This window comes from Kitasatospora sp. NPDC087271 (genome assembly GCF_044744605.1).
GTDB lineage: Bacteria > Actinomycetota > Actinomycetes > Streptomycetales > Streptomycetaceae > Kitasatospora.
Map to the genome: position 1 here is coordinate 111778 of NZ_JBIUYQ010000023.1, position 15616 is coordinate 127393.

At 72.5% G+C, this 15616-nt stretch carries 14 protein-coding genes; 10 read left to right on the forward strand and 4 right to left on the reverse strand.

Going from position 1 to position 15616, the window contains the following annotated elements:
• Positions 1-69: 69 nt before the first annotated feature.
• The gene (gene serB, locus ACIO9K_RS30555) at positions 70-1326 is read right to left on the reverse strand and encodes a phosphoserine phosphatase SerB (RefSeq protein ID WP_363589438.1); all 1257 of its coding nucleotides are present in this window, start codon (positions 1324-1326) and stop codon (positions 70-72) included.
• A gap of 212 nt (positions 1327-1538) precedes the next feature.
• Between serB and ACIO9K_RS30560 the strand changes: the two genes are divergently transcribed.
• The 3 genes from ACIO9K_RS30560 (at position 1539) to ACIO9K_RS30570 (ending at position 6186) form a co-directional block, all read left to right on the forward strand.
• Positions 1539-4130, forward strand: a complete 2592-nt coding sequence (locus ACIO9K_RS30560) for an FHA domain-containing protein (protein WP_363618517.1) — start codon at positions 1539-1541, stop codon at positions 4128-4130.
• 228 nt (positions 4131-4358) lie between these two features.
• Complete coding sequence (locus ACIO9K_RS30565; protein WP_363589454.1) at positions 4359-5516, forward strand: GAF domain-containing sensor histidine kinase; 1158 nt, start codon at positions 4359-4361, stop codon at positions 5514-5516.
• Complete coding sequence (locus ACIO9K_RS30570; RefSeq protein ID WP_400334765.1) at positions 5509-6186, forward strand: response regulator; 678 nt, start codon at positions 5509-5511, stop codon at positions 6184-6186. The genes ACIO9K_RS30565 and ACIO9K_RS30570 overlap by 8 nt, the downstream gene beginning before the upstream one ends.
• A gap of 92 nt (positions 6187-6278) precedes the next feature.
• On the opposite strand, the gene ACIO9K_RS30575 is transcribed toward ACIO9K_RS30570, so the two are convergent.
• Positions 6279-7082, reverse strand: a complete 804-nt coding sequence (locus ACIO9K_RS30575) for a hypothetical protein (RefSeq protein WP_363618515.1) — start codon at positions 7080-7082, stop codon at positions 6279-6281.
• Positions 7083-7230: 148 nt separating this feature from the next.
• On the opposite strand from ACIO9K_RS30575, the gene ACIO9K_RS30580 reads away from it, so the two are divergent.
• From ACIO9K_RS30580 to ACIO9K_RS30605, 6 genes are all read left to right on the forward strand, one after another.
• A complete protein-coding gene (locus tag ACIO9K_RS30580; RefSeq protein WP_063349636.1) occupies positions 7231-8022 on the forward strand; it encodes an ABC transporter ATP-binding protein in 792 nt (263 codons plus the stop codon).
• 155 nt (positions 8023-8177) lie between these two features.
• The gene (locus ACIO9K_RS30585) at positions 8178-8588 is read left to right on the forward strand and encodes an NfeD family protein (protein ID WP_363589456.1); all 411 of its coding nucleotides are present in this window, start codon (positions 8178-8180) and stop codon (positions 8586-8588) included.
• 10 nt (positions 8589-8598) lie between these two features.
• On the forward strand, positions 8599-9648 hold the full coding sequence (locus ACIO9K_RS30590) for an SPFH domain-containing protein (protein WP_363589446.1): 1050 nt from the start codon (positions 8599-8601) through the stop codon (positions 9646-9648).
• A 187-nt stretch (positions 9649-9835) separates the two neighbouring features.
• On the forward strand, positions 9836-10594 hold the full coding sequence (locus tag ACIO9K_RS30595) for a sulfite exporter TauE/SafE family protein (protein ID WP_363589448.1): 759 nt from the start codon (positions 9836-9838) through the stop codon (positions 10592-10594).
• A 142-nt stretch (positions 10595-10736) separates the two neighbouring features.
• Positions 10737-11042 (forward strand): 4a-hydroxytetrahydrobiopterin dehydratase, encoded by a 306-nt coding sequence (locus tag ACIO9K_RS30600; protein ID WP_400334768.1) that lies wholly within the window; start codon positions 10737-10739, stop codon positions 11040-11042.
• A gap of 94 nt (positions 11043-11136) precedes the next feature.
• Positions 11137-13053: a PQQ-binding-like beta-propeller repeat protein gene (locus ACIO9K_RS30605; protein ID WP_400334770.1), complete on the forward strand. Its 1917-nt coding sequence runs from the start codon at positions 11137-11139 to the stop codon at positions 13051-13053.
• A 34-nt stretch (positions 13054-13087) separates the two neighbouring features.
• On the opposite strand, the gene ACIO9K_RS30610 is transcribed toward ACIO9K_RS30605, so the two are convergent.
• Complete coding sequence (locus ACIO9K_RS30610; protein WP_063349641.1) at positions 13088-13630, reverse strand: HNH endonuclease; 543 nt, start codon at positions 13628-13630, stop codon at positions 13088-13090.
• Between the two features lie 290 nt (positions 13631-13920).
• Between ACIO9K_RS30610 and tyrS the strand changes: the two genes are divergently transcribed.
• On the forward strand, positions 13921-15192 hold the full coding sequence (gene tyrS, locus ACIO9K_RS30615; protein WP_400334778.1) for a tyrosine--tRNA ligase: 1272 nt from the start codon (positions 13921-13923) through the stop codon (positions 15190-15192).
• A 163-nt stretch (positions 15193-15355) separates the two neighbouring features.
• Here tyrS and ACIO9K_RS30620 read toward each other — a convergent pair.
• Positions 15356-15616 (reverse strand): hypothetical protein (locus ACIO9K_RS30620; RefSeq protein WP_400334772.1); only part of this gene is annotated, 261 nt, incomplete at its 5' end.

Here is a 15616-nt window from a genome sequence, read left to right on the forward strand (position 1 = left end):
TCCGGGCTTCGATGACGACGAGGGGCGCGCGGACCAGGTCCGCGCGCCCCTCGTGTGCGTCTTCGGGCTCTACTCGGTCAGGCTGCCGTCCACCGCGTCGGCCGCCTCGACCTCCTCCCGGGTGATGCCCAGCAGGTACAGCACGGTGTCCAGGAACGGCACGTTGACGGCGGTGTCGGCGGCCTCGCGCACCACCGGCTTGGCGTTGAACGCCACGCCCAGCCCGGCCGCGTTCAGCATGTCCAGGTCGTTGGCGCCGTCGCCGATCGCCACCGTCTGCGACAGCGGCACCTTCGCCTGCTCGGCGAACCTGGCCAGCCAGCGGGCCTTGCCCGCGCGGTCCACGATCTCGCCGACCACCCGGCCGGTGAACTTGCCGTCCACCACCTCCAGGGTGTTGGCGGCCGCGAAGTCCAGCCCCAGCTCCTCGACCAGGTGGTCGGTGACCTGGGTGAACCCGCCCGACACCACCGCGACCTGGAAGCCCAGCCGCTGGAGGGTGCGGATCAGGGTGCGCGCCCCCGGCGTGAAACGGACCTCCGCGCGCACCTTCTCGGTCACCGAGGCGTCCAGCCCGGCCAGCAGCGAGACCCGGGCCCGCAGCGACTCGGCGAAGTCCAGCTCGCCGCGCATCGCCTGCGCCGTCACCTCGGCGACCTCCTCCTCGCAGCCCGCGTGGGCCGCGAACAGCTCGATCACCTCGTCCTGGATGAGCGTGGAGTCGACGTCCATCACCACCAGGCGCTTGGCCCGGCGCTCCAGCCCGGCCGCGACCACCGCGACGTCCACCCGCTGGGTGGCCGCCTCCTGGGCCAGCTCGGCCCGCAGCTCGTCGGTGGCCACACCGGACACGGCCAGCTCGACCGCCGTCACCGGGTACTTGGCGAGCCGGAACACGCGGTCGATGTTGCCGCCCGCCGCGGTGATCCGGGAGGTGAGCGCGGAGACGGCGGCGGAGGTCAGCGGATTGCCGAGCACGGTGACGTGCGAACGGCCCTCGCGGCGCGGCCGGTTGTCGCCGATGCCGGAGAGGATCTCGGCCTGGAGCTTCTGCTCCTCCGCCCAGCGGTGCACGGTGGCCCGCAGTCCGCCCTCGGCGCCGGGAGCGGTGGGCGGGGTGACCAGTGCGCAGAGCGTGATGCGGCCACGGGTCACGACCTGTTCGATGTCGATCACGTCGACGGCGAAGCCTGCCAGGGTGGCGAAGAGGCCGGCGGTGATGCCGGGGCGGTCCTTGCCGAACACCTTGACGAGCAGGGTGCGCTCGTCCGCGGTCCGGGGCTGGGCGGCGGGGAGGGGCTCAGCGGCCAGGGGCGATGCGTTCATGGTGCCTCCCACGCTACCCGCCGGCCGGCGGGCCCAGAGCACCCGTCCCACGTCGCGGACGGGTGCCGGGTAGCAGCCTGGTCACAGTCACCCGGGGCGGCTTTTATCGGCGGTCAGCAGGCTGGAATGATTCCCCCCGTCAGTTTCGGAAACATCGCACCCCTGGTCGGGGGCACAATTCGGGGGAACCGAGAGAGCGGGGCAGGCGCGCAGTGCCGCAACTCGTCATCGATATCAACGGACAGCAGCGGACTCTGGAGCCCGGGCGGTCCTACACCATCGGGCGCAACCCGCAGTCGGACTTCCCGTTCGACGACGCCAGGGTCTCCTGGAACCACGGGACCATCACCTTCAACGGCAGCGGCTGGCAGCTGGACGACCACGGCAGCACCAACGGCACCTACACGGCCGGCGCCCGGACGACGCAGGCCCAGCTGTTCCCCGGCGCCGTCGTCAACCTCGGCAACCCGGAGAACGGACCCCGGCTCGGCTTCTCCGCGCCCGCCCACGCTGCCCCGCACGCGGCCGCCCCGCAGGCTCCCGCCTGGCACGAGGCCGCCACCAGCCGCAGCGCCGCGCCGGCGCCCCAGCCGCCGGCCCCGCAGCAGGGCTGGTCGCCGCAGGCCCCCTACCCGCCGCAGCCCGAGCAGGCCTGGGCGGGTCGGCCCCAGCCGCCGTTCCCGCAGCAGCAGCACCCGTACCAGCCCCAGCCCCAGCCCCAGCTGGGCGGCTTCCCGCAGCAGCAGGCCTTCCCGCCCGGCCCGCAGGACGGCGACGGCCCGCAGCCGACGATCATCCGCAACCTGACCGCCGCCATGCGCACCGTCCGGATCGGCCGCGCGCTCGACAACGACGTCGTGGTCTCCGACCTCCAGGTCTCCCGCCACCACGCCGAGCTGCGCCAGCTCCAGGACGGCCGCTACGAGATCGTCGACCTCGGCAGCCACAACGGGATCTTCCTCAACGGCCAGCGGGTGCAGCGCCAGCTGATGGGCCCGCAGGACCGGCTGACCGTCGGCCACTCCAGCTTCGTCCTGGTCGGCGACCAGTTGCAGGAGTTCGTCGACACCGGCGCGGTCTCCTTCTCCGCCCGCCACCTGACCGTCGAGGTCGAGCACAAGGGCGCCAAGAAGATCCTGCTCGACGACGTCAGCTTCGGCGTCCCGGAGAAGTCCCTGGTCGCCGTCATCGGCCCGTCCGGCTCCGGTAAGTCGACCCTGCTGCGCGCCCTCACCGGCTACCGCCCGGCCGACCGCGGCGAGGTCCTGTACGACGGCCGCAACCTCTACAAGCAGTTCGCCGAACTGCGCTCGCGCATCGGCCTGGTGCCGCAGTCCGAGATCCTGCACAAGGAACTCACCGTCCGCACCGGCCTCAAGTACGCGGCCCAGCTGCGCTTCCCCGGCGACACCGAGGCGCGCGAGCGCGCGGCCCGGATCGACGAGGTGCTGTACGAGCTGCGCCTGGACAAGCGCGCCGACAACAAGATCACCGCGCTCTCCGGCGGCCAGCAGAAGCGCGTCTCGGTCGCCCTGGAACTGCTCACCAAGCCGTCGCTGATCTTCCTGGACGAGCCCACCTCGGGCCTCGACCCGGGCATGGACCGCGAGGTCATGCAGATGCTGCGCGGTCTCGCCGACGACGGCCGCACCATCCTGGTCGTCACCCACTCGGTGGCCGAACTCGCGCTCTGCGACCGGCTGCTGGTGATGGCGCCGGGCGGCGCGGTGGCCTACTTCGGCCCGCCGGACGAGGCGCTGCACTTCTTCGGGTACGAGACCTGGGCGGACGTCTTCCAGGCCTTCGAGAACTACCCGGACCACGACTGGGCCGGCCGCTACCGCGGCTCGGTGCACTACCAGCAGTACTCCGCCCCCGACGTGGAGTCGGGCGAGGTGCAGCACGCCCAGGTCGCCCAGGAGGCCGTCCGGCCGCCGAAGCCGCAGAGCTGGGGCTCCCAGCTGTGGACGCTGATGCGCCGCTACATGTCGGTCCTCGCCTCGGACCGCGGCTTCCTGGCGCTGTCGGTGCTGCTGCCCGCCGTCATCGGCGCGGTCAGCGTGCTGGTCCCCAACGGGGCGGGCCTCGCGCCCAATCCGAACACGCAGCTCCACCTCAACAGCGGGGCCGCGACGATCATCATGATCCTGGCGATCGGAGCCTGCTTCTCCGGAGCGGCCAACTCGGTCCGCGAACTGATCAAGGAACGGGCCATCTACGAACGGGAACGGGCCACCGGGCTCTCCCGCTCGGCGTACATGATGTCCAAGATCATCGTGCTGGGCTTCTTCAGCGTGATCCAGGGCGCCATCGTCGCCGCGGTCGGCTTCCTGCCGCGCAAGCTCCCCGAGCACGGCCTGATCGTCAAGGACCTGCCGATCATCGAGATGACCATCGGCATGATCCTGCTCAGCTTCACCGCGATGATGTTCGGCCTGATGATCTCGGCCCTGGTCAAGACCGCCGAGAAGACCATGCCGCTGCTGGTCATGTTCGCCATCATCCAGGTCGTCTTCACCGGCTGCCTGTTCCAGCTCTTCGGCAAGCCCGGCCTGGAGCAGGCCGCCTGGCTGATGCCGGCCCGCTGGGGCACCGGCATCGTGGCCACCACACTGGACCTGTCCAAGCTCATGGGCCCCTGGAACAAGGACTTCCAGAACCCCCAGTACGACCCGCTGTGGACCGCCAGCGTCGCCCAGTGGGCGATCGACGCGGGCGCGCTGATCGCGATCTCGATCGTCATCGGCGTCATCGTCACCCGGCTCCAGCGCCGCCACGAGCCCGAGGTCATGCAGAAGGGCTGACCCCCTTCGCCCCGCCCGAGGAGGGGCGGCTCTCCCATCACCCGGAGAGCCGCCCCTCCTCCATTGCGCGGGCCCCGAGACCTAGGTCCCCGGACCTGCGCCCACCCCGGCCGCGGACCGACGCGGCGGCGCCCGCGGCGGCGGTAGTTTGGCGGTATGCCCAGCACGCCCAGCGACCACCGGAGCCCGGCCGGTCCGCACCTCGACCTGCGCGGCCCGGCCCGCCCGATGCCCGGCTGCGACCCCTGCCTGGCCGGCATCGAGGCGGTCAGCCAGGCGCTGCTCGCGATGAGCCGGCACCTGGAGGTCCGCGAGGTGCTGCGCCGCATCACCGCCTCCGCCCGCGACCTGCTCGGCGCCGAGTACGCGGCTCTGGGCGTGCCCGACGACCACGGCGGCTTCGCCCAGTTCGTCGTCGACGGCGTCACCGACGAGCAGTGGCGGGCGATCGGCCCGCTGCCCCGCCAGCACGGCGTCCTCGCCAAGATGCTGCACGAGACCGGCCCCACCCGGCTCGCCGACGTCCGCAGGGCCCCGGCCTTCGGCGGCTGGCCGGCCGCCCACCCCGAGATGGACGCCTTCCTCGGCATGCCCATCCTGGACGCCGAGGCCGCCGAGGACGAACCGCAGGTCACCGGCGTCATCTTCCTCGCCAACAAGCGCGGCGGCGGCCTGTTCACCGACCACGACGAGGAACTGCTGCGGATACTCGCCGCGCACGCCGCCCTCGCCCTCTCCAACGCCCGCCTGTACGAGCGCAGCCGCGAGCTCACCCTGGCCGGCGAACGCGCCCGCATCGCCCACGACCTGCACGACGCCGTCGCGCAGAAGCTCTTCTCGCTGCGGCTCACCGCCAAGGCCGCCGCCACGCTCGTCGACCGCGACCCGGCCCGGGCCCGCGCCGAACTCGCCGAGGTCGCCCGGCTCGCCGCCGAGGCCGCCGACGAACTGCGCGCCGTCGTCGTCGAACTGCGCCCCGCCGCCCTGGAGGAGGACGGGCTGAGCGCCACCCTCGCCTCCCAGGTGCAGGTCCTCGACCGGGCCCACACCGCGGACGTCGCCTTCGCCGCCGACGGCGTCCGCGCCCTGCCGCCCGCGCAGGAGGCCGCGCTGCTGCGGGTCGCCCAGGAGGCGCTGCACAACGCGCTGCGCCACTCCGGAGCCGGCCGCGTCACCGTCACCCTGGCCGGCACGCCCGCGCGCGGCGCCGTGCTGCGGGTGCGCGACGACGGGCACGGCTTCGACCCCGAGTCCGTCCGCCGGGCCGGGCGCCACCTCGGCCTGGCCTCGATGCGCGACCGCGCGGCCGCCGTCGGCGGCACGCTCACCCTGGAGTCCGCCCCCGGCCGGGGGACGCTCGTCGAGATGGAGGTCCCCGGTGCCTGACAACCCGCCTGACGGCACGCCGTCGATCCGCGTCCTGCTGGTCGACGACCACCAGGTGGTCCGCCGCGGGCTGCGCACGTTCCTGGAGGTCCAGGACGACATCGAGGTGGTCGGGGAGGCCGCCGACGGGGCGGAGGGCGTCGAGCGCGCCCGCGAACTCGACCCCGACGTCGTCCTGATGGACCTCAAGATGCCCGGTGTCGACGGCATCGAGGCGCTGCGCACGCTCAAGGGCGAGGGCAGCCGGGCCCGGATCCTGATCGTCACCAGCTTCACCGAGCACCGCACGATGGTCCCCGCGCTGCGGGCCGGCGCCGCCGGGTACGTCTACAAGGACGTCGACCCGGAGGCGCTGGCCGGCGCGATCCGCTCGGTGCACGCCGGCCACGTCCTGCTCCAGCCCGAACTGGCCGAGGCGCTGCTCGCCGACGACGGCCCCCGCGCCCCGCAGGGCCGCGGCGGCACCCTCACCGAACGCGAGCGCGAGGTCCTCGGCCACATCGCCGACGGCCGCTCCAACCGGGAGATCGCCCGCAGCCTGCACCTGTCGGAGAAGACGGTGAAGACCCACGTCTCCAACATCCTGATGAAGCTGGACCTGGCGGACCGCACCCAGGCGGCCCTGTGGGCCGTCCGCAACGGCGAGGCGCGGGACGGCGGCCCGTCCTAGCGGTCCGCGTCCTGAGCGGGCCCCGTGTTCGGCGGGCCCGGTGCTGAGCGGGCCCCGTGTTCAGCGGTCCTCGTGCTGAGCGGCTCCCGTGCTCAGCGGTCCTCGCGCTCGTCGACCAGCGCGTTGTACGCCGCCACCTGCGCCCGCCGGGCGGTGCGCCGCAGCGGCGCCAGCACCGCCTGCCGCGCCGCCATCTCGGAGGCGCTGACCGCCGCGCCGTGCCCGCCCGAGGCGATCGCCAGCAGCGCCGACACCTGCCGGGCCGACTCCAGCACCCGCACCGCACGCGGCGGGTACCCGGGCGCCAGCAGTTCGGCGTGCCCGCGCCGGCGGTACGCCTCCAGCGCCCGCAGCGCCTCCGGTCCGGCGCCCGCCACGTCCAGTCGGGTCAGCAGGAGCGTCGCCTCGCGCAGCCCGTCGGCCAGCTCCCGTTCGGCCTCGTGCAGCGACGGGACGTCGGCCGGCGGTGTGTCGTTGGTCTCAAGGCAGCGCCACAGCACCGTCGCCGAACGGTCCCCGGCCGGGCCGAACACCTCCACCTCCGGCACCAGTCCGAGCGGGACGCCCACCGCCAGCACCGCCTCCCCGACGCCCATCGCCGCTTCGTTGAACGGTGCCGGACCGGTCAGCCCCAGCGGGTGCCCGGCGGACGGCAGAGCCAGTCGCAGGCCCTTGACCCCGAGCACCCGGAGCCGTCCCAGCGCCCAGGTGAGGCCGTGCCGTTCGCCCGGCCCGTCCCCGGGCAGCCCGGTCACCCGGTGGCTCTCGTCGTCGCCCAGCACGGCCGCCGCGGCGTTGTCCGGCGGCACCAGACCGGCCAGCAGGGCGTTGCCCCACGCGGTCAGCCGCCCCGAACGGGGTTCTTCGTACGGATTGTCGGGAGGAGTCGCGAGCATCCGGCCAGCCTACGGAATCGGCGGTCATCCGCGTGGCGTAGGTTTGCCCATGCGTGTGCGGCGCACCCACCCCGTGCCCACCGGCTGCCGGAGTAGGCTCGCCGCCCGCACCGACGGCCGAAATTCTTGTATTGGGGAAGGCGTAGGCATGAGCGACGTGCTGGAGCTGGTGGACGTATCCGTGGTCCGGGAGGGACGCGCGCTGGTCGACCAGGTCTCGTGGTCCATCTCCGAGGGGGAGCGCTGGGTCATCCTGGGCCCCAACGGCGCCGGGAAGACCACCCTGCTGCAGATCGCCGCCACCTACCTGTTCCCGACCGCGGGCAAGGTGTCGGTGCTGGGCGAGAAGCTGGGCGAGGTCGACGTCTTCGAGCTGCGCTCCCGGATCGGCCTGGCCGGCGCCGCCATGTTCGACAAGCTGCCGGCCGAGCAGACGGTGCTGCAGACCGTGCTGACCGCCGCCTACGGCATGACGGTCAGCTGGCAGGAGACCTACGAGCAGTTCGACGAGTCCCGCGCGCTCGCGCTGCTCGACCGGATGGGCATGTCCAACCTCACCGGCCGCAAGTTCGGCACCCTCTCCGAGGGCGAGCGCAAGCGCACCCTGATCGCCCGCGCCCTGATGACCGACCCCGAGCTGCTGCTGCTCGACGAGCCCGCGGCCGGCCTGGACCTCGGCGGCCGCGAGGACCTCGTCCGCCGGCTCGGCGCGCTCGCCCAGGACGAGTTCGCCCCGGCCATGGCGATGGTCACCCACCACGTCGAGGAGATCGCGCCGGGCTTCACCCACGTCCTGATGATCCGCCAGGGCAAGGTGCTCACCGCCGGTCCGATCGACACCGAGCTGACCGCCCGCAACCTCTCCAAGTGCTTCGGCCTGCCGCTCACCCTGGAGCGCCACGGGGACCGCTGGTCCGCGCAGGGCCTGCCGCTGGGCTGAGCCCCCGTCCGCGCCTCGCACGCACCTCGCACGCTCCGATGTCGTCGGGTTTCCGGGGACCGGTCGCACGCGCGACCGGTTTCCGCCCCTCGACCTGCGGGAACTGTCCGCCTCGAAGGCCCTTCGCTCCCTAGGATGGACACGTGGACAGCTGGATCTGGTGGCTCCTGGCCGCCGTCGGGCTCGGCATACCGCTGGTGCTGACCGCGATGCCGGAGTTCGCCATGTTCGCGGTCGGTGCGCTGGCGGCCGCCGGCGTGGCCGGGCTGGGCGGAGACGCGGTCTGGCAGACCCTGGTCTTCATCGCGGTCTCGGTCTCGCTGCTGGTCTTCGTCCGCCCGATCGCCTACCGGCAACTGCGGCAGGGCCCGCACATCAAGATGGGCATCGAGGCGCTCCAGGGCGCCACCGCGGTCGTCGCGGAAACCGTCGACGGGGAGGGCGGACGGATCAAGCTGAACGGCGAGATCTGGTCGGCCCGCGCGCTCCACCCGGACAGCGTGTACCAACCGGGGCAGCAGGTCGACGTCGTCGAAATCCAGGGCGCGACCGCCCTGGTCATCTAGGGGAGAGTCCGTGGAACCCGTCCTTATCGTTTTGGTCGTCCTGGTCGTGGTGGCCTTCATCGCGCTGATCAAGACGATCCAGGTCATCCCGCAGGCCAGCGCCGCGATCGTGGAGCGCTTCGGCCGCTACACCCGGACGCTCAACGCAGGCCTGAACATCGTCGTCCCGTTCATCGACCGGGTCCGCAACCGGATCGACCTGCGCGAGCAGGTCGTGCCGTTCCCGCCGCAGCCGGTGATCACCCAGGACAACCTGGTGGTCAACATCGACACGGTGATCTACTACCAGGTCACCGACCCGCGCGCGGCCACCTACGAGGTCGCCAGCTACATCCAGGCCATCGAGCAGCTGACCGTCACCACGCTGCGCAACATCATCGGCTCGATGGACCTCGAATCCACCCTGACCTCGCGCGAGGTCATCAACGCCGGTCTGCGCGGCGTCCTGGACGAGGCCACCGGCAAGTGGGGCATCCGGGTCAACCGCGTCGAGCTGAAGGCGATCGAGCCGCCCACCTCCATCCAGGACTCGATGGAGAAGCAGATGCGCGCCGACCGTGACAAGCGCGCCGCGATCCTCACCGCCGAGGGCCAGCGGCAGGCCCAGATCCTCAAGGCCGAGGGTGAGAAGCAGGCCGACGTGCTCCGGGCCGAAGGTGAGGCGCAGGCCGCGGTGCTGCGCGCCGACGGTGAGGCGGCCGCGATCCGGACGGTCTTCGAGGCCATCCACGACGGCGACGCCGACCAGAAGCTGCTCGCCTACCAGTACCTGCAGACCCTGCCCGAGCTGGCTAAGGGCGACTCCAACAAGCTGTGGATCATCCCCAGCGAGGTCGGCGACGCCCTCAAGGGCCTCGGCGGCGCCTTCGGCGGGCTGACCGGCAACCCCGGCGTCAACGGCGGCGCGGTCGCCGCCCCGAGCGTCCCGCAGGCGGCCCCCGCGGCCACCCAGGTGCCGCTCGACCCGGCGGCCGGCCCGCGCCCGGTGGACACCGAGAAGGGTGCCGCCCGCCCCCGGGTGGACCCGGCCCGCGAGTACCGCAAGATCGACCCGGAGTGACCGGCTGAACCGTCCGGCCCGGGGGCCCGCCACCGCACGGTGGCGGGCCCCCGGCGTGTGGCGGTCGTGGCGGTCGTGGCGTGTGGCGGTCGTGGTGGTGCGTGTCCCGAATCGTGGGCGGCCCTGGTCCGACCGGTGGGCCGTCCGGCATGATCCCCCCGGACAGGACCGAGAGGAGAGGTGACCCATGACGCTCTGGGAGGGCATCGCCGTCCTGGTGGCGGGCGTCGGTGCCGGGATGATCAACGTGATCGTCGGCTCCGGCACGCTGATCACGTTCCCGGTGCTGCTCGCCATCGGGATTCCGCCGGTCACCGCCAACGTCTCCAACACCTTCGGCCTGGTGCCCGGTTCGCTCAGCGGCGTGATCGGCTACCGCCGCGAGCTGGCCGGCCAGGGCCACCGGCTGCTGCGCCTGGGCACCGCCTCGCTGCTCGGCGGGCTGGTCGGCGCGCTGCTGCTGATCAGACTGCCGAACGGCGCCTTCGACGCGATCGTCCCGGTACTGATCCTGCTCGCCCTCGTCCTGGTGGTGATCCAGCCCAAGGTCGCCAAGGCGGTCGCCGCCCGCCGCCGCCCCGACGGGGACCCGGACGGCGGCCTGCTGCTGTTCGTCGGCGTCTTCCTCACCGGCATCTACGGCGGCTACTTCGGCGCCGCGCAGGGCGTCCTGCTGCTGGCGCTGATGGGCATGCTGCTCCAGGAGGACCTGCAGCGGATCAACGCCGTGAAGAACGCGCTGGCGATGGTCGTCAACGGCGTCGCCGCGCTGTTCTTCCTGTTCACCTCCACCGTCAACTGGGCGGCCGCCGGCCTGATCGCGGCGGGCTCGCTGGTCGGCGGCCTGCTCGGTGCCAAGGTCGGCCGCCGCCTGCCGCCGGTCGCGCTGCGCGGGATCATCGTGGTGGTCGGCCTCGCCGCGGTCACCAAACTGCTGCTGAGCTGATGAGCTGAGCATCCGTCGGGGGACGCCCGCCGGGGGGCTGCCCGTCAGCGGCTGTGTCGTCCGGTGCGGAGGGCCCCGGCTCGGTATGTTCCTCGAAGTGCACGCCTGACCGGACGACGAGACGACGAACGGAAGAGCTTCGATGAGCAGCAGGGCACGGCTGAGCGAGGACGAGATCACGGCGGCCCTGGCCGCACTGCCGCGGTGGACCAGGGAGGGTGACAGCGTCGTCCGCGTGGCCGACGCCCCCGACTTCCCGGCGGCGATCCGGGTGGTCGTCGCCGTCGCCGAACAGGCCGAGGCGCTCGACCACCACCCCGACGTCGACATCCGCTGGCGCACCCTGCGCTTCGTCCTCTCCACCCACAGCGCGGGCGGGCTGACCGGCCTGGACTTCACCCTGGCCGCCCGCATCGACGAGGCGCTGAAGGCCGAGTCCGCGGGCTGACCTCCCCGACCCCCCGAGGCCGGGGCGGCGCGCTCGAACGGGCGTGAGATGCTGACTGCCGCATCGGCAGGCGGCTCGGGAGGGACGGGAACGGATGGCGCAGGAGCCCTTCGGAGACGCCCAGCAGCAGCCGTGGTACCCCCAGGGCCGGCAGGCCTGGCCGGTCGGCGGGCACCAGGAGCCGCAGCCGCAGGACCATCCGCAGCAGGAGTACTGGCAGACGGCGGCGGGCTACGGCCAGGGCGGGTACGGGCAGGGCTCGCCGTACGGACAGGACCCGCAGTACGTCCAGACCGGCTACGTCCAGACCGGGTACGCCGAGACCGGGTACGCCGAGGGCGGCTACGTCCAGGGCGGTTACGCCGAGGGGCAGTACCAGCAGTACCAGCAGTACCCGGATCATGGGCAGCAGCAGTACGCGCCGTACGCCGTCCCGGAGCAGCCTGCGGGGGAGGGGCTGTACGTCCCGGTGGGGGCGGAGTACTCGGCCGACGGGTACGTGCACATCGAGGACGCCGAGCCCGTTCCGGTGGAACCGTCCACGGCGCCGGAGCCCGAGCCGGACACGACGCCCGAGGCCGCGCCCGTCGCGCCGTCGCGGGCTGTCGCCCGTCGGGGCAGGTCCCCGAAGGCAGGCTCCTCGACGGCGGGCTCTTCGCTCTCGGCCAGGGCCCGCGCCGCCGCCGGGGCGGTGCTCACCGGCGAGCACGTGCCCAGCCGGCGGACCCTGCTGGTGCGCACCGGAGCCGGGGTGGCCGCGCTGGGCGTGCTGGTCGCGGCCGGTCTGATGGTCGGGGCCGAGGGCGGTGGCAGCGCGGCCGCGAGCAGCGGCGGGGAGCCCGGTTTCGCCGTCGCGCACACCAAGGTGTGGTCCGCCCAGCCCGCCGCGTCCGGGTCGTCGGGTGACGACACGCTGGTCGGCAGCTGGCTGCTGGCCGATGCGGTGGTCCGCGCCGATGCCGCCGGCGTGCGGGCCTACGACCTCGCGGCCGGCAAGCCCGTCTGGTCGGTCGAGCCACCGGCCGCCGGGGCCGTCCCGTGCGGGCTGTCGGCGGGGGTCAACCAGGCGGGGCTGGGCGCGGTGCTGTTCCGGGCCCAGGCCGACCCGAAGAGCCCGTGCACGCTGGTCGCCGCCGTGGACACCAAGACCGGCAAGACCGCGTGGACGAAGACCGTCTCGGACGCCAAGGGCGCGTACGGCGCGCGGATCGGCGTCACCGAGGACAAGGTGATCGCGGTCGGCGACGACCGGGCGGTCGCCTGGGAGTCCGCGGACGGCAAGGACGTCTGGCAGTACACCGGGCAGGGCAAGTTCTGCACCCTGTCCGGCGGCGTGACCGGCAAGACCGTGCTGGTCGCCTCCTCCTGCGCCGACTCGACCCCCGCCGACCAGGCCGTCGCGCTGAACACGGCGGACGGCAAGGTCAGTTGGTGGCGCGGCCTGAACAACCGCCCGAAGACGGTGACCGTGTTGTCCGCCGAGCCGTCCGTCGTCCTCACCACGGGCGAGAAGCCGGAGGACGACCGGGTGTTCTCCTGGGGCGCGGGCGGCGACCCGGCCGCCGAGATCCCGGTGGTCGGCGACGGCGGCCGGCTGGACGTCGGCCACGGCACGTTCTCGGCCACGCCCGAGGTGTTCTTCCAGAACCGCACGATGGTCACCACGCTCGTCCCGGCGAACGGCGGCGGACCGGCCGCGGCGGTCGGTTACGACCTCGACACCGGCAAGCAGCGCTGGAAGGCGCCGACCGCCGCCAAGGGCACCGTCCGGGCGGTCGGCGTCGACGGCGGCGCGCTCGTGCTCGCCGCCGACGAACGCCGCGACCAGCCCGCCCGCCTCAGCCGGTTCCCGCTGGCCGGCGGCCAGGAGGCGACCGGCGGCAACTTCCCGCAGGGCACCGGTTCGCTGCTGGTCTCCGGGCGGGTGCTGATCGGCGGCGGGCGGGTGGTCGTGATGCCCGAGCACTCGGCCAACTACGGCACGGCGGCGGGTTACCAGGCGAAGGGTTAGCCCGGGCCCCGTAGGGCGCGGCTCGCGGCGGCGCTCACGCGGCCGGGACGGCTGTCGGAGCGGGCTGGCCCGGCACGGCCGGCAGCCAGTCGGCCAGCTCCCGGGCCTCCGAGCCGCGCAGGCCGAGCGCCAGCATGAGGGTGGCCTGCGGGGTCGGCACGAACGGCCGGCGCAGCAGCCTCATCCCGGCCTGTTCGGGTGTCCGGTCCGCCTTGCGCTGGTTGTCCTCCGGGCACGCGGCCACGGTGTTCAACCAGCTGTCCTCCCCGCCGCGCGACCTGGGCTGCAGGTGGTCCACCGTGGTGGCCCGCCGCCCGCAGTACGCGCACAGGTGCTGGTCCCGGGCCAGGACACCCCGCCGCGACCACGGCGCCTGTTGTCGGAACGGCACTCTCACGTAGCGCTGAAGCCTGATCACCCGGGGCACCGGGATGCTGACGCCCGTCCCCCGGACCGTGCGCAGCGGATGCGCCTGCTCCACCACCGCCTTGTCCTGGAGCACCAGGACGACGGCGCGCTGGAGCGACACCGTCGTCAGGGGCTCGTAGCTCGCGTTCAGAACCAGCGTGTTGCGCACTCGGCACACCCTTCCCGCGGGCGTGCCACGGCGGCACGACCGTCTCCACACACGTCACTGCCGCCGCACGGCGGTGACACCACTCTGAACGGGCCCACAGCCGACGAACAACGGAATTTCCGGTATCGGGCAGGCGCCGGAGCGGCCGGGGGAGGAGTGCGGCACGACGCTCGGGGAAAACCCGCTGGCCCCGACCGCGTAGGCTCTACCACGCTGGAGTCGCACCGACCCGGGGTCCGAGAGAACGGGCCGCCACCGGGCGGGCGCCCGATCGAAGGAGAAGCGTGACCGTGACGGACATCGTCGACGAGCTGCGGTGGCGGGGGCTGATCGCCCTGTCCACCGACGAGGACGCACTGCGCAAGGCGTTCGCGGACGGCCCGGTCACGTTCTATTGCGGCTTCGACCCGACGGCCCCCAGCCTGCACCTCGGCAACCTCGTGCAGATCCTCACCATGCGCCGCATCCAGCAGGCGGGAAACCTCCCGCTCGGCCTGGTCGGCGGCGCCACGGGCCTCATCGGCGACCCGAAGCCCACCGCCGAGCGCGTCCTCAACGACCCCGAGACGGTGGCCGGCTGGGTCGAGCGGCTGCGGGGCCAGATCTCGCGCTTCCTCGATTTCGAGGGCCCCTACGCGGCGCGCATGGTCAACAACCTGGACTGGACGTCCGGGATGTCGGCCATCAGCCTGCTGCGCGACGTGGGCAAGTACTTCCGCGTCAACAACATGATCGCCAAGGAAGCCGTCGCCCGACGGCTCAACTCCGACGCGGGTATCAGCTACACCGAGTTCAGCTACCAGATCCTGCAAGGCATGGACTACCTGGAGCTGAACCGCCGCTACGGCTGCACCCTGCAGACCGGTGGCAGTGACCAGTGGGGCAACCTGACCGCCGGCACGGACCTGATCCGCAAGGCCGACGCCAAGTCCGTGCACGCGCTGGCCACGCCGCTGATCGTCAAGGCCGACGGCACCAAGTTCGGCAAGACCGAGTCCGGCACGGTCTGGCTCGACCCCGAGCTGACCACCCCGTACGCCTTCTACCAGTTCTGGCTGAACGCGGACGACCGGGACGTCCCCAACTTCCTGCGGATCTTCAGCTTCCGCTCGAAGGAGGAGATCGAGGAGCTGGAGCGCGAGACCACCGAGCGCCCCGCCGCCCGCCTCGCCCAGCGAGCCCTCGCCGAGGAGCTCACCACCCTCGTCCACGGCGCCGAGCAGTACGAGCGCGCGGTCGCCGCGTCCAAGGCGCTGTTCGGCCAGGGCGACCTCGCCGACCTGGAGGCGCCGACCCTGGCCGCCGCCCTGGCCGAGGTCCCGAAGGTCGAGGTGGCCGAACTCCAGTCGGTGGTCGACCTGTTGGTCGCCGTCGGCCTCGCACCGAGCCGTTCGGCCGCCCGCCGCACGGTCAAGGAGGGCGGCGCCTACCTCAACAACGTCAAGGTGACGGACGAGGAAGCGGTGCCGGCCGAGGCCGACCTGCTGCACGGTCGCTGGCTCGTGCTGCGCCGCGGCAAGCGCAACCTGGCGGCGGCGGAGCTGGTTCCGGCTACGGCGTGACCGAAACACGGCGCCGCTGAGCTGCGGCTTCGACATACGAGGGCGGGATCCAGCCGGATCCCGCCCTCGGTGTTTGACGATGTCGTCCGGGTGGCCTAGTGTTGAACGAGTCGCTGATGCGGCCATCCCACTCTGCAGGACCCACCCTCACCTCGATACCCATTCACATGGGTTTGTTGGCGTTCCCGTCAACCGTGGTGAGTGTGAATTTCGGGTGACAACCGAAATGCGCTAACGTGGAGGCCGTCGCGGAAAGCGGCCCGACCAGTTCGGGAAATCGGATGAATGAAACTCCGGAAAACGGAGCGGAAAACATCTGGTAAGCTGGAAACACGAAAGAACGAAGCGCCCGGAGGGCCCGCTGGAAGGCGGCCTGAAGGAAGTGTCCGTTCCTTGAGAACTCAACAGCGTGCCAAAAGTCAAC

Excerpts from the sequence above, each read along its gene's own strand:
- serB (WP_363589438.1), bottom strand. The coding sequence starts at position 1,326 with ATGAACGCATCGCCCCTGGCCGCTGAGCCCCTCCCCGCCGCCCAGCCC.
- ACIO9K_RS30565 (WP_363589454.1), top strand. The coding sequence starts at position 4,359 with ATGCCCGGCTGCGACCCCTGCCTGGCCGGCATCGAGGCGGTCAGCCAG.
- ACIO9K_RS30575 (WP_363618515.1), bottom strand. The coding sequence starts at position 7,082 with ATGCTCGCGACTCCTCCCGACAATCCGTACGAAGAACCCCGTTCGGGG.
- ACIO9K_RS30580 (WP_063349636.1), top strand. The coding sequence starts at position 7,231 with ATGAGCGACGTGCTGGAGCTGGTGGACGTATCCGTGGTCCGGGAGGGA.
- ACIO9K_RS30595 (WP_363589448.1), top strand. The coding sequence starts at position 9,836 with ATGACGCTCTGGGAGGGCATCGCCGTCCTGGTGGCGGGCGTCGGTGCC.
- ACIO9K_RS30600 (WP_400334768.1), top strand. The coding sequence starts at position 10,737 with ATGAGCAGCAGGGCACGGCTGAGCGAGGACGAGATCACGGCGGCCCTG.
- ACIO9K_RS30605 (WP_400334770.1), top strand. The coding sequence starts at position 11,137 with ATGGCGCAGGAGCCCTTCGGAGACGCCCAGCAGCAGCCGTGGTACCCC.